Origin of the sequence: Streptomyces sp. NRRL F-5122 (assembly GCF_001507435.1) — a bacterium.
GTDB classification, from domain to species: Bacteria; Actinomycetota; Actinomycetes; order Streptomycetales; family Streptomycetaceae; genus Streptomyces; species Streptomyces lannensis.
Window position 1 is genome coordinate 74,707 of the sequence record NZ_LMWH01000229.1, and the last position, 13,862, is coordinate 88,568.

The 13,862-nt window shown below is 70.2% G+C and carries 10 protein-coding genes and 1 pseudogene; 6 read left to right on the forward strand and 5 right to left on the reverse strand.

The genetic code is table 11. The features are described 5' to 3' along the window. Positions 1 to 10: 10 nt before the first annotated feature. Both ADL25_RS23245 and ADL25_RS49080 read left to right on the forward strand, forming a co-directional pair. A complete protein-coding gene (locus tag ADL25_RS23245) occupies positions 11 to 241 on the forward strand; it encodes a ferredoxin (RefSeq protein WP_252125051.1) in 231 nt (76 codons plus the stop codon). 99 nt (positions 242 to 340) lie between these two features. Further along, entirely contained in the window at positions 341 to 607 is a 267-nt protein-coding gene (locus ADL25_RS49080; RefSeq protein ID WP_159044978.1) for a hypothetical protein, read from the forward strand. On the opposite strand, the gene ADL25_RS23255 is transcribed toward ADL25_RS49080, so the two are convergent. Continuing rightward, positions 598 to 1,152 (reverse strand): TetR/AcrR family transcriptional regulator, encoded by a 555-nt coding sequence (locus tag ADL25_RS23255; RefSeq protein WP_059129734.1) that lies wholly within the window; start codon positions 1,150 to 1,152, stop codon positions 598 to 600. The genes ADL25_RS49080 and ADL25_RS23255 overlap by 10 nt on opposite strands. A 119-nt stretch (positions 1,153 to 1,271) precedes the next feature. Here ADL25_RS23255 and ADL25_RS23260 point away from each other — a divergent pair, with 119 nt between their 5' ends. Together ADL25_RS23260 and ADL25_RS23265 are read left to right on the forward strand one after the other, a co-directional pair. Next, positions 1,272 to 1,820 (forward strand): flavoprotein, encoded by a 549-nt coding sequence (locus ADL25_RS23260; RefSeq protein ID WP_059129735.1) that lies wholly within the window; start codon positions 1,272 to 1,274, stop codon positions 1,818 to 1,820. A 115-nt stretch (positions 1,821 to 1,935) separates the two neighbouring features. Continuing rightward, positions 1,936 to 2,823 (forward strand): alpha/beta fold hydrolase, encoded by an 888-nt coding sequence (locus ADL25_RS23265; RefSeq protein ID WP_059129736.1) that lies wholly within the window; start codon positions 1,936 to 1,938, stop codon positions 2,821 to 2,823. A gap of 6 nt (positions 2,824 to 2,829) precedes the next feature. On the opposite strand, the pseudogene ADL25_RS23270 reads toward ADL25_RS23265, so the two are convergent. Next, a pseudogene (locus ADL25_RS23270) lies at positions 2,830 to 3,093 on the reverse strand (phytanoyl-CoA dioxygenase family protein); the annotation flags it as partial. Between the two features lie 646 nt (positions 3,094 to 3,739). Between ADL25_RS23270 and ADL25_RS23275 the strand changes: the two are divergent. Beyond that, a complete protein-coding gene (locus ADL25_RS23275; protein WP_159044979.1) occupies positions 3,740 to 5,695 on the forward strand; it encodes a ricin-type beta-trefoil lectin domain protein in 1,956 nt (651 codons plus the stop codon). Positions 5,696 to 5,713: 18 nt separating this feature from the next. On the opposite strand, the gene ADL25_RS23280 is transcribed toward ADL25_RS23275, so the two are convergent. Continuing rightward, entirely contained in the window at positions 5,714 to 8,116 is a 2,403-nt protein-coding gene (locus ADL25_RS23280) for a SpoIIE family protein phosphatase (RefSeq protein ID WP_059129739.1), read from the reverse strand. Between the two features lie 212 nt (positions 8,117 to 8,328). Here ADL25_RS23280 and ADL25_RS23285 point away from each other — a divergent pair, with 212 nt between their 5' ends. After that, positions 8,329 to 11,421 (forward strand): glycoside hydrolase family 2 TIM barrel-domain containing protein, encoded by a 3,093-nt coding sequence (locus ADL25_RS23285; protein ID WP_059129740.1) that lies wholly within the window; start codon positions 8,329 to 8,331, stop codon positions 11,419 to 11,421. Here ADL25_RS23285 and ADL25_RS23290 read toward each other — a convergent pair. Both ADL25_RS23290 and sigJ read right to left on the reverse strand, forming a co-directional pair. Beyond that, on the reverse strand, positions 11,332 to 12,879 hold the full coding sequence (locus ADL25_RS23290) for a cytochrome b (RefSeq protein ID WP_079050533.1): 1,548 nt from the start codon (positions 12,877 to 12,879) through the stop codon (positions 11,332 to 11,334). The genes ADL25_RS23285 and ADL25_RS23290 overlap by 90 nt on opposite strands. Continuing rightward, the gene (gene sigJ, locus ADL25_RS23295) at positions 12,876 to 13,832 is read right to left on the reverse strand and encodes an RNA polymerase sigma factor SigJ (protein ID WP_059129741.1); all 957 of its coding nucleotides are present in this window, start codon (positions 13,830 to 13,832) and stop codon (positions 12,876 to 12,878) included. Before sigJ ends, ADL25_RS23290 begins: the two co-directional genes overlap by 4 nt. Positions 13,833 to 13,862: the final 30 nt, after the last annotated feature.

Here is a 13,862-nt window from a genome sequence, read left to right on the forward strand (position 1 = left end):
GCTTGACTCCATGACCGGCGACATCTCCATCACGATCGACAGGGACGTCTGCATCGGCGCGGGCCAGTGTGCCCTCGCCGCGCCCGGCGTCTTCACCCAGGACGACGACGGCTACAGCGAACTGCTGCCCGGCAAGGAGGACGGCGGCGGTGACCCGCTGGTGCGGGAGGCCGCGCGCGCCTGCCCGGTGAGCGCCATCACCGTCACCGAGAAGGGGGCCGAGACCTCTCCCGCACACTGAGTCGAGTTCGCTCACGCGTCGAGGACGGCCAGGGAGAGCCACCGCAGTCGTACGGGATCACCGATCGCCTCGTACGAGGTGACGCTGCCGTCCTCGACCGTGAACCCTGAGCATCAGGAGCAACCGCCCGCGAGGGCCACGACAACGCCCACGACCCCGTCCACGAGCGCCACCCGGGCGAATCGGGCCCTCGCGCGCAACAGCACCGTCTGCTCGGCCACGCTCCCGGCCCCACGCGGCTCCTGTCTCGCCGGGATCGTTCCCGCACTGGCCCCGTTCCGTGAGTCGGCGGAGGCCTCGTTCGCGGCGGCACGGGACCGGGTGACCGAACTGGCGGGCCGTGCACCGGTCCCGCTCTACCGGTAGGCCTCCAGCAGGAGACCGGCCGCCAGCCCCGCCTGCACGGCGGGTTCCGCGCTGCCCTCTATGCCGGCCGTCACCATGGCACCCTCGGCCAGCAGATACAGCTGGCCGCCCAGCGGCTCGGGCAGTTCCGCGTCGGCCACCAGGCCGGCCACATAGGCCCTGAACGCCTGCTTGTGGGCGCGCACCTGGGCGAGCACCCGAGGGGACGTGGCACCCAGCTCCCCGTACGAGTTGATCCACGCGCAGCCGCGGAAGTCGGGCTCCAGGAACCACAGCCGAAGCCAGTCGAACACCGACAGGATCCGCTCACGGGGGTCCGTGCATCGGTCCACATGGGCGGCCAGCCGCTGCCGCCAGGCCACGTCGCGCCGCTCCAGGTAGGCCTCGACCAACTGCTCCTTGGCCGGGAACAGCTGGTACAGCCGCTTCAGCGACAACCCGGACGTGCTGCGGATGTCGTCCATCCCGACGCTGTGTATGCCTCGGCCGTAGAACAGCTTCTCCGCGGCGTCCAGGGCGCGGTCCCGGGCGACTTCGCTGTCCATGTACGAGCCCTCCTGGGCGCCCTCGGGGAGAACCGGCGTTCTCTACCGTAGCAGTCATTCCGGACCCGAGGTCGTTCGGGGCCCGGCGGGAAGGGGTCGGCACCCCCTAGAGTGCTCAGGTGACCGAAGTCGCTTCGAAGCCCTTTCTGTACGTCGTCGTCTGCGCCTCGGGCATCGCCGAGGACATCAGCAAACTGATCACGGCCGCACAGGAGCGGGGCTGGGAGGTCGGCGTCGTCGCCACCCCCCTCGCGCTCCGCTTCTTCGACACCGGCACGGTCGAGACACTGACGGGCCGCCCGATCCGGTCCGCCTGGCGCACGCCGGGCGAAACACGGCCGTTCCCGGCTCCGGACGCGATCGTCGTCGCTCCGGCCACCTTCAACACGGTCAACAAGTGGGCCGCCGGCCTGGCGGACACCCTCGCGCTGGGCACCTTGTGCGAGGCATACGGCCTCGGCGTCCCGATCGCGGCGCTGCCCTGTGTGAGCGAGGCGCTCGCGGCCCATCCCGCCTACCGTGCCAGCCTCGAACGGCTGGGCGGCATGGGGGTCCGGTTCGGCGAGCCCTACGCCGGGGGCACGGACAAGAAGGGCGGGCGCCCGGACTTCGAGTGGGAGCGTGCCTTCGATCTGCTCACGCCGGTGAGGTTGCCTAAGGGGACCTGAGGGGCGGTGGGCGTCCCACCGGCGCCGCCGCGGCATACGGCTGCCGCAGCGGCGCCGTGGAACCTCTTGCCCCGTATGTCCAATCTGTCAGGAGTGGACGCTTTAGTGTCGTTCCATGACCGGAGACCGTATCGAGCTGGCCATTCACGATCACGGGGGCGAGGGTCCGCCGCTGCTGCTCCTGCACGGCGCCGGACGCACGCTCGCCGACTGGGCCGCCGTCGCACCCCTGCTGCTGAAGCGCCACCGCGTGCTGGCCGTCGATCTGCGTGGCCACGGCCGCTCCCCGTCCGGGCCATGGCGTCTGCCCGCGGTGCTGGGGGACCTCGAGCGGGCACTGGCGGCGCACGGGATCCCCGCAGCCCTCCCCGTCGGGCACTCGCTGGGCGGCGTGCTCGCCGTGCTCTACGCGCTGGAGCACCCGGAGGTGACGCCCGGGGCCGTGAACCTCGACGGATTCGGCTGGGGGCGCCCCGACCAGTACATGGGTCTTGATCCGGACTACGTCCTGCGGCATCTGGGCCTGGTCCGGGCACTGAACGCCGAGGGACTGGGCAGGGAGCTGTCCGCGGACGGGCTGAAGGAGCTTCTCGCCGAGCAGCGTGCGATGTCCGACCGGCTGGGCGTTCCCTACGAACTGCTGGAGGCGGGCGTTCTGCGCTCCGTGCACGAACGCGAGGACGGGGTTCTGGAGGTACGGCCCGGCCGGGGCGAGGCCGTGCAGATGCTCGCGGAGATCGACTCCCTCGACCTCTTCGCCCTGTTCCGCGCGATGCCCGCACCGCTGCTGCTGGTCCGCGCCCAGCGGGTGGAGCCGGCCGTGTCCGGCCTCGGCTGGTTCGAACCGATGATGGCCGCCTACGCCAAGGGGCTGGCACGGGACCTCGATGCGCTGGCCGAGGAGCGGCACCGGGTGACCGTGGCCGCTGTCGACGCCACGCATGCCATGCTGCTGGAGAACCCCAGGGCGGTCGCGGAGACCGTCCTCGGCTTCACCGCCTGAGGGGCGTCAGTGCGGCTCCGCGGCCGTGAACTGAGAGCCGCACGGGTCCGCGCCCTCGCTCTCGGGCGGTACGACGGGTGTGCCGTCCATCGTCAGGTTCCGGTAGCAGCGGCCGATGCGGAGGTTGGAACGGCCCGCGTAGTGGCCGATGAAGGAGCGCCGGAAGCGTTCGGTGCTCCGGCTCGGCTGTGAGCGGTGTACCAGGCTGCCGTTGAAGAACAGGTAGCCGCCGGGGTCCATCTCCACGGGCACCGCGGCCGGACCGGGCGGGTGCCGAGGCGCTGATCGCGGCCGACCCGGGTGCGCCGCACACGGTGCGATCGCTCGCCGCAGGCGTCTCGCTCTCCCCGTCGCGTTTTTGCGCACCTTTTCACCGAACAGTTCGGTGCTCACCGATGAACGTGTTGCGCGGGGCCCGACTGCGGCATGCGGCACGGCTGTTGGAGGAGACCGGTCGACCGCGTGGCCGGTGCCTCGGGATTCGCCGGCCCGTTCCACTTCGGCCGGCTCTTCCGCCAGCGCTTCGGAACCCCGCCCGGTGCGTACCGTTCCCGCGCCGAGGCGCCGGCAGGTGAATTCCCGGGAGTAAGCGGCCGGACGGTCCCGGAATTCAGGGGACCGGTTCCTGTTTGACTGACTTTTTGTCAAGTAGGTGCCGGGGGGGGATGGGAATGGGAAAGAGAGGGGGTCTCTTGTTGGGGCACGGCGGTCTGTGAAAAGGTGTCACCGTCGGCGCGTGGACCTCGACCATTTCCGCTGCGCATACGGGCGTTGTCGTTCGCCGCCCCCTTCGAGGCAACTCTGCGGGGCGGATGTTCGAAATGCTGATGACCTCATGGGCACTTCCCGCATGGGCGGTCGGGCCGTGCCTGTTCAGGTCTGTACCGAAGAACTTCCGCGTGGGCTTTGGAGGATCGTGGACGTGCACGTGGGGGTCCAGGAAAATTCCCCCGGCCCCATTCCTTCGTACGGCCCGACCGACGAACAGCTTGCCGCCGAGCTGAAGAAGTCGGCCGGGAAGAGACCCGTGCACCATCCCGTCGGTGAACTGCTCGACCGCCACTGGGAGTCCGCCTACATCTACGCCCGGTTGTGCACGGACGGCGCCCATCCCGCCGGAATGCTCACCACGGCGGCGTTCACCCGGCTGTTCGAGGACTCGGCGGGCCAGGGCGGGCCCACGGCCGCATGGCGGCCCCAACTGCTCGTGACGGTACGGCGACTGGCCGGCCAATGGGACGCCGACCACCGCCGCTCGCTTCTCCACCCGGAGCTGCGGTCCCGGCCCGGCAGCGCCGAGCGCGCCGCGTTGCGCCTGCTGCCATCCGAGAACCGGCGGCTGGTGTCCCGCGCCTTTCAGCGGCTTCCCGAGCCCGCGCGCTGTCTGCTGTGGCACGTCGAGGTCGAGTGCGAGGAACCGGCCGTGCCCGCGGCCCTGTTGGGGATCGATCCGCTCGACGCGGTGATGAGGCTCGAGCGGGCGCGTGAACTGCTGCGCGAGGTCTGTCTGGACATCCACCGTGAGTCCGCCTCCGACGAGGGCTGCCGCCGCTACGCCCGGCTGCTGGACGTCTCGCTGCGCCGGAACGGCACCCCTCTCGATCCCGATCTGCGGCTGCACATGGACGGCTGCGCGCACTGCCACAACGCCGCCGAACAACTGGACGGCTTCCACAAGCGGCTCGCGCTCCTGCTTGCCGAGGGTGTGCTGGGCTGGGGTGCACAGGCCTACCTGGAGGCCAAGAGCGCTCAGGCCCGGGCGGCGACTGCGTCCGCACCCGGGCCGGTGGGGGGAGAGCCGCTGATCGACCCAGTCCACGCGACCTCGGTCCCCGAGCCCCCCGCACCCGCGGTCGTGGCACCCGACGCCCCGGGCGGAGGACTTCGGCGCTTCTTCGGTGCCGCTGCCGTTCTGCGCGCCCGTTCCGCGGCCGCGCACAAGGCTTCCCGTCCCTCGCCGCACCGCCGGCAGATCGCACTCGCCGTGGCCGCTGTCAGCGCCCTCGTCCTCATACCGCTCGCGGTGTGGTCCGGCTCGAGAGCGGACGGGCAGGCCGCGACGGGCGCGGGCGCACCGTCCGGCGACCCGGGTGGCTCGCCCGAAGGCGCCTCGGCTTCACCCTCCTGGGTCGGTGCCGCCGCAGATGTGCCCACGGGTGCCTTCACCGGCCGGCTCCGCCACCAGGACAGCGGCCTGTGCATCGGCCTCGACCAGCAGGGAGCGGTTGTCGGCGCGGAGGCCGTGCTGGTCTCCTGCACCTCGCCCGCGGCCCAGCAGTGGTCGTACGAGGCCGACGGTCTGCTGCGCAGCGCCACCGACCCCGGCCTGTGTCTGGACTCGCACCTCGGCTATGCGGTCCAACTCGCCGCGTGCGCGGACGAGTCGCAGGCCGAGGCGAAGAACGTGCGCTACGACTTCACCCTCCAGGGCGTCATCGTGCCACGCTGGAACCAGGGCCTCGCCCTGGCCCCCGCGGCGCCCACGGCCGACGTGGGGCTGGTGGCCAAGGCGCGCACGCAGGACGGCACCCAGCGGTGGGCGGTCGACACCCCGAAGGCGCAGCAGATGCAGTCGCTCGACCCGGCCGCCTCCGCCGCCGTGAGCGGTGACCCCTTTGCCGCGCCCTCCGACGCGACCAGGATCGCGGCGGAGCCGACCGCCCCACCCGGGTCCGCCGCGGGGGTGGATCCGTCCTCCGACCCGGGACGGGACACGTGCCCCGCTGGGGACTGTGCGCCGGGCGACCAAGGCGACCAGGGCGACCAGGGCAACCAAGGTGACCAGGACGGTCAGGGGGACCAAGGCGGTCACGGGGAGTGGGGAGACCACGACGGCCGGGGGTCGCACCGGGGCTGGGGCCGTCACCACTGAGGCGCGCGTCCCGCGACGTCACTCCTCGAGCAGGTTCAGCTCTGCCCAGATCGTCTTGCCCTCCGTGGTGTGGCGGCTGCCCCAGCGCTGGGTGAGCTGGGCGACCAGCAGCAGACCGCGGCCGCCCTCGTCGTAGGTCCTGGCCCTTCGCAGATGTGGGGCGGTGTGGCTGCCGTCCGAGACCTCGCAGATCAGCGTGGCGGTGTCATGGATCAGCCGGAGCCGGATCGGCTGCTCGCCGTACCGGACGGCGTTGGTGACCAGTTCGCTGACCACCAGCTCGGCCGTGAACAGGGCCTCGCTCAGCCCCCATGCCGCGAGCCGGCCGACCACCTCCTTGCGGATCGCCGCGATGCGTGACGGCTGTGAGGGCACGGCCCAGGTCGCGACCCGTGCGGCGGGCAGCTCCCGGGTGCGGGCGACCAGCAGCGCCACATCGTCGGCCGTCCCGTCGACGGGCAGCAGGGCGCGCAGGATCCGGTCGCAGGCGTCGTCCAGCGAGTCCGCGGCCGACGCGGTTCCCTGGTCCGCCGGGGCCCCGGAGAGCGCCCCGTACAGCAGCAGGCGCCCGGCGTCGACGTCATGATCGCGGGTCTCGATCAGCCCGTCGGTGTACAGGCCGAGCACGGTGCCCTCGGGCAAGACGATCTCGGCCGACTCGAACGGCTGCCCGCCGAGGCCCAGCGGGGGGCCGCCGGGCAGCTTGATGTCCCGGGGCGACTGGCCCGGCGCCATCATCACCGGCGAGGGGTGGCCCGCACGTGCGAGGGTGCACCGGCGTGAGACCGGGTCGTACACCGCATACAGGCAGGTGGCACCCACTTCGCCGGTCGTACTGTCCTGTCCCGCCTCCTTGGAGAGCTGCACCACGAGGTCGTCGAGATGCGTGAGCAGCTCGTCCGGCGCCAGGTCGATGTCGGCGAGCGTCCGCACCGCGGTGCGCAGCCGTCCCATCGTCGCCGAGGCCTGGATGCCGTGGCCGACGACGTCACCCACGACCATGGCGACCCGCATCCCGGACAGCGGGATCAGATCGAACCAGTCGCCCCCCACTCCGGCGCGTGCGGCCGGCAGATAGCGGGAGGCGGCCTCCAGCGCGGCGGTCCGCGGCAGGGTGCGCGGCAACAGGCTGCGCTGAAGAGCGAGCGCCGTTCTGCGTTCGCGCGAGAAGCGGCGGGCGTTGTCGATGCAGATGGCGGCCCGAGCAGTGATCTCCTCGGCGAGGAGCACGTCGTCGGCGGTGAAGGGGTCCAGCCGCCGGTAGCGCGTGAGCACGGCCACGCCGAGCGTCCCGCCACGGGCGAGGACCGGCACCGACATGGTCGAGTGCACGCCGAACTCACGCACCCATCGGCGACGGGCCGGGTCCCAGTCGAGCCACTTGGTGAGCATGGTGGCCGCGTCGGCCACGACCGTCGTCCGACGGGCCATCAGTGACTCCGTCTGCGGTGAGCCCTCGGGGTAGAGGCCGATCCCGCCCGGCTCGACCAGTACCTCGGGAGAGCCGGCGGTCACGGACTGGTGGGCGGTCCGGCGCAGTGCGATCGGTGCGGTGAGCGAACTCGGATAGGTCTCGGACCCGTCGGTCGGCGGATCCAGCAGATCCACGGCCACGAAGTCCGCGAGAGCGGGCACACAGACGTCGGCGAGCTCCTGAGCCGTGCGGGTCACGTCGAGTGTGGTGCCGATGCGCACGCTCGCCTCGTTGACCAGCTGGAGTCGCTCCCGTGCGAGGTAGTGCTCGGTGAAGTCGTGTGAGGCGATGCACACACCGAGCACCCGGCCGTCACCGTCCGTCAGAGGGGCGTACCGCACCAGCCAGGCGTGCGCGCTTTCCTCGCCGCTCGAGCGCAGGTAGGTCTGCACATCGCGTCCCTGCCCGCTCTCCAGGACCTCGCGCGCCTGGTCCTCCAGGGACTCGATCTCGGGCGTGGGACTGACCTCGGAGATCCGAAGACCGCGGATGCGCTCCGAGGGCAGCCCGATCACACCGGACATCGCCTCGTTGACGCCGCACAGCCGCAGGTCGTGGTCACAGACCGCGATGGCACACGGCAGGTACGTCATCGCGCTCCGGACCAGCGCGTCCTGCGCGCGACGCGCCCCGTCGTCCAGCGGTGCGACCACGAGCCAGCCGCCGCCTCGCTCGGGTGGGCGGTGATTGGCGAGCAGCCACACCGAAAAGCTGTGGCCGTCCCGATGCCGCAGCTCGACCGTGCCGCTCCACCGGACTCCGCCCGGTGGGTGCGGCGGCACGGGGCTGCCCGGGACGAGCAGCTCGGCGGCGGGACGGCCCACAGGCTCGTCCTGCTCATAGCCGAGCAGCCGGCGGGCGTGCTCGTTCCACTGAGCCAGGATGCCGTTGTCGTCGACGACCGCCCGAGCCGTGGCCGCCTCGCCTGAGGGATGGACCGGGCTCATCGACCCCACTCCCTTGAGCGAACTCCCAGTGACCAAGCGCATCACTCGTGTTTCCAGCGTAGTGCGTGGCCGGATTTCGTACCGAGCGGATGTGACCCGCGCGCCAAAAGTGTGGGGACGGACCCTTGACGCACGACTGTGGCCCACCGTCAGAATCTGTTTGGTCACGATCAGTTGTGAGTACTTCTGGGCCCTGATGAGGGAGAGCCGCCATGACGGTCACTCGCAGATCGATATTGATCGCCGGTACGGCAGCCCCGGCAGCCGGCGCACTTCTAGGAGCCGCCGTCGAGGCGGCCTCGGCGGCCACGGGCACACCGGGCCGCCGGATCGTCGCGCTGCGCGACGGCTGGCGGTTCGCGCTGGTGGACCCGGGCGGTGTCACCGACCCGACGGGCGCGTACGCGGACGCCGCCGCGCCCGGCTACGACGACTCGGGGTGGCGCCAGGTCGCCGTGCCGCACGACTGGAGCATCGAGCAGACACCCACCACGGAACACGGCACCACCAGCGGCACGGGCTTCTTTCCAGGCGGCCTCGGCTGGTACCGCATCGCCTTCACCCTGCCGCCCGGCTCGGCCGGCAAACGGATCTCGGTGGAGTTCGACGGCGTCTACATGGACTCGTACGTCTACTGCAACGGCACCGAGGTCGGCAGGCACCCCTACGGCTACACGGGCTTCGCCCTCGACCTGACCGATCTGGTGCACACCGACGGCACCACCGAGAACGTCATCGCGGTCAAGGTCCAGAACCAGCTGCCCAGCAGCCGCTGGTACTCGGGCAGCGGCATCTACCGCGAGGCCCGTCTCGTGATCACCGAGCCCGTGCACGTCGCGCGCTGGGGCACCTATGTGACGACGCCGGAGATCACCACGTCGCGGGCGTTCGTGCGGGTGCAGACCTCGGTGGTCAACGACTCGGGCGCCGTCGAGGAGGTGGAGGTCCGATCAAGGATCACGGACCCCGACGGCCGTACGGTCGCCCATACGTCGTCCACGGTCTCCGTCACCGACACGACGACCGAGACCCATGAACTGACCGTCCCGAAGCCCCGGTTGTGGGACTTCTCGACCCCGCGGCGCTACACCCTGGAGACCGAGCTTCGGGTGGGCCGCACGAGCACGGACACCTACCGCACCACCTTCGGCATCCGCTCCTACCGCTTCGACCCCGACGAGGGCTTCCACCTCAACGGAGCCCACGCCAAGATCAAGGGCGTCGACCTCCACCACGACCTGGGCGCCCTCGGCGCCGCGATCAGCATCGACGCCGTACGCCGGCAGATGACCATCATGAAGTCGATGGGCGTCAACGCCTTCCGCACCTCGCACAACCCGCCCTCACCGGAGATGATCCAGGTCTGCGAGGAGCTGGGCATCGTCATGATGGTGGAGGCCTTCGACTGCTGGCACACCGGCAAGACGACCTACGACTACCACCGTTTCTTCGACGACTGGTGCGAGAGGGACGCCACCGAGATGGTGCTGGCGGCCCGCAATTCCCCGGCCGTGGTGCTGTGGTCGATCGGCAACGAGGTCCCCGATTCCACCTCCACCGCCGGGCTCGCCATGGCCGACCGGATCATCACCGCCATCCGGGCGGCGGACGACACCCGGCCCCTTGTCATCGGTTCGGACAAATACCGGAACCTTCCGGCCAAGGGCTCGGCAGCCGATCTGATGCTCGCCAAGCTCGACGGGCTCGGCCTGAACTACAACACCGCCAAGTCCGTGGACGCACTGCACGCCGTCTATCCGCACCTGTTCCTCTTCGAGTCGGAGTCGTCGTCGGAGACCTCGACCCGGGGTGCCTACCAGGAGCCCGAGCACCTCAACACCGGTGAGAACCACACGCCCGGCAGACGTGCGACCTCCTCCTACGACAACAACCTCGCCTCCTGGACGATGAGCGGTGAGTACGGGCACAAGAAGGACCGGGACCGCAAGTGGTTCGCCGGCCAGTTCCTGTGGTCGGGCATCGACTACATCGGCGAGCCCACGCCGTACAACGTCTTCCCGGTCAAGGCCTCCTTCTTCGGTGCCGTCGACACGGCGGGATTCCCCAAGGACATGTACCACCTGTTCCGGAGCCAGTGGACGAGTGAGCCCATGGTCCATCTGGTGCCGATGAGCTGGAACCACGAGGACGGCGACACCGTCGAGGTGTGGGCGTACGCGAACGTCGACACCGTCGAACTGTTCCTGAACGGAAAGTCACTGGGGACGCGGACGTTCGACACGAAGACGACCACGGACGGGCGTACGTACCTGGAGACCACCGAGGAGACCGGCGACGACAAGACCTTCACGGACGGTCCCCACCCCGGCAGCTACACGAGCCCAAACGGCAGTGCGGGCAAGCTCCACCTGACCTGGAAAGTGCCCTACAGGCCCGGCGAGTTGAAGGCCGTGGGGCGACGCATGGGCAAGGTCGTCGCCACCGACGTCCTGCGAACCGCGGGTGCCGCGCACGCCCTTCGCCTCACGCCCGACCGTTCGTCGCTCGCCGCCGACGGCCGCTCGCTCCTCTTCGTTACCGCCGAAGTCGTCGACGCCCATGGCGTGGTGGTGCCCGACGCCGAGCACCTGATGAGCTTCCAGGTCAACGGCGGATCTCTTGCGGGCCTGGACAACGGCCGGGAGGAGAGCGCCGAGCGGTACCAGGCGAGTACCCGAACCGCCTTCCACGGCAAGGCGCTTGCCATCGTGCGGAGCGGTACCGAGGAGGGCCGGCTGAAGGTGACGGCCCGTGCCGACGGGCTGCGTACGGCCACCACCACCGTTCGCACCACCAGCGCCTCCTCGAGGGCGACCACCCCGGCGCCCGTGTTCGAGCCCGACCACCCGGCGGCCGCCATCTACCCCCTGGCGGACGCCGGTTACTCGGGCCGCACCGACACGCTGCCCGCCGCCATGCTCGACGGCAACCCGGCCACCGGCTGGTCCAACGCCTTCGCCAAGTCGGCCACCGCCCTGCTGCCCGCGTTCAACGGTGCCCGGGCGAAGGACTGGGTCTCGGTGGACTGGGGCCGGACCCGGCGCTTCGACCGCGTCGAGGTGTCCTTCACGCTCGACGCGACCCACAGCCTTCCCGCCTCGGTCGAGGTGTCGGTCTGGGACGGCAGGCGGTACACACCCGTCGAGGGTGCGGTCGTGGACTGGGCGACGGCGTCCGACTCGCCCACCGTGATCACTTTCGACGCGGTCCGCGGTTCACGCGTCCGTCTCCTCCTCACCAGCGCCCACCCTGGTGCCTCCGACGGCGCGGTGCGCATCAGCAGGCTGGAGGTGCCCGTCGGCTGACGCGCCGTCACGACTGTGCGCGGTGAGCATGTACCGCCGGGCAGGGGAGAGCGGTTGCCGTACTTCGACGTACTCGCCGTGCGGCAGCCGCTTGACCATGCCGGTCTCGCGTCCGTGCTCCACCAGTTCGCGGTCCGCGGCCTGGAGTGCCAGACAGATACGCCGGGTCACGACGAAGACCAGGACCGGGACGACCAGCACCGCGATCCTGATGGTCCACGTCAGCGCATTGATGGACAGATGCAGATGCGTGGCCAGGATGTCGTTGCCACCACCCGCGAGAAGGATCAGATAGATGCTGAGCCATGCGGCGCCGAGCGCCGTGCGAAGGGGCCGGTTGCGCGGCCGGTCCAGCAGATGGTGTTCGCGTGTGTCCTTGGTGACCCATGCCTCCACGAACGGGTAGACCCCGATGAGGACCAGCAGCAGGGGGAACACCACCACCGGGATCAGTACGCCGAGGATCAGCGTGTGTCCGCCCACGGTGATCTCCCAGCCGGGCATGATGCGGACCAGTCCCTCGGCGAAGCCCAGATACCAGTCCGGCTGGGCCCCCGTGGACACCTGGTCGGTGCGGAAGGGCCCGTAGGTCCAGACGGGATTGATCGTGGCCACCGCGGAGACGAGCGCGATCACCCCGAAGACCAGGAAGAAGAAGCCGCCCGCCTTCGCCAGGTAGACCGGGAAGAAGGGGGCGCCCACGACGTTGCGTTCCGTCTTCCCAGGACCGGCGAACTGCGTGTGCTTGTGGTAGACGACCAGCAGCACGTGGGTGACGACGAGTGCCGCCATGATCCCCGGGACCAGCAGCACATGGAGGGAGTAGAAGCGGGAGACGATGTCGTGGCCGGGGAACTGCCCGCCGAAGACGAACATCGACAGATACGTGCCCACGATCGGCACCGACAGCAGGGCGCCGTTCACGAACCGCAGTCCGGATCCCGACAGAGCGTCGTCGGGCAGGGAGTAGCCGAACAGCCCCTCGAAGATGCCGAGGACGAGCAGCAGCCAGCCGAACAGCCAGTTCACCTCACGCGGCTTGCGGAACGAGCCGGTGAAGAAGTGACGCATCATGTGCGTCAGCATCGCCGCCACGAAGATCAGTGCCGCCCAGTGGTGGATCTGCCGGATCAGCAGACCGCCGCGCACGTCGAAGCTGATGTGGAGCGTCGAGGCGTACGCGTCGGACATGCGGATGCCGTTCAGCGGCACATAACCGCCGTGGTAGGTCACCTCGGTGGTCGACGGGTGGAAGAAGAGCGTGAGATAGATGCCGGTGAGCACCAGCACCACGAAGCTGTAGAGGCATATCTCGCCGAGCAGGAACGACCAGTGGTCGGGGAAGACCTTGCGCAGGTACTTCCGGCCCAGCGAGTGGATGCCGAGCCGCCCGTCGAACCAGTCCGCGACGCGCTGCCCGGAGGAGGCAGGTGCGGCCGTTCGTCCGTCTGTCGTCATGCCGACACCTCCTCGGCCGCGGTCCCCGCGCCCCGTCGTACGTGCGTGAGCTTGTCGGGGTTGGTGACGATGAAGACGTCCGAGATCTGTTCGCCGTCGGGTGTCAGATCCATGACCATCACCGCGTACGGGGCGTCTCCGTCGAACACCACCGCGGAGTCGTCGCCGTTGACCCGGCGGTAGCGGATGTCGAGGCCCGACCCGCGCCGGGTGGCGTACCCCGCCAGCAGACGTGCGGCCTTGTCGCGGCCGCGCACGGGCCGCAGGCCGGCCGCCGCCTTACCGCCGCCGTCCGCCCATACGGTGACGTCCGGTGCCAGGATCTCCATCAGCGCGGCGATGTCCCCGCCGAGCGAGGCCCGGACGAAGCGCTCGGTTGCCTCCTGACGCACTCGTGGATGCGCCCGGTAGCGCGGGCGCCGGGCGCGGACGTGTGCGCGGGCGCGGTGTGCGAGCTGGCGAACGGCCGCAGGACTGCGGTCCAGGACGTTCGCGATCTCCGTATGGGCGTACCCGAACACCTCGTGGAGGACGAACACCGCCCGTTCCAAGGGGGTCAGGGACTCCAGCACCACGAGCAGCGCCATCGAGACCGACTCCGAGCGCACCGCACGCTCGGCCGATTCGTCGGGTGCCGCCTCGTCGAGCAGGGGCTCGGGGAGCCAGGGGCCCACATAGGTCTCGCGGCGGCGGGCGATGGCGGCACGTCGCGCGAGCGCGTGGTTGACCGCGATGCGGACCAGGTAGGCGCGTGGGTTGTCGATGCGGTCGGCTTGGGCGTGGGCCGTGCGGCCGGTCCACGACAGCCAGGTTTCCTGAAGAACGTCTTCGGTGTCGGCGACGCTGCCGAGCATGTTGTAGACGATCGCGAAGACCAGTTCGCGATGGTCGACGAACACCTGGGTCGCGGTGCCGGCCTGGTCGCCTGCCGGGTGATCGGTCCTTTCGGGCATGACAGTCCTCCCTGTGGTGCGCTCCTCCAG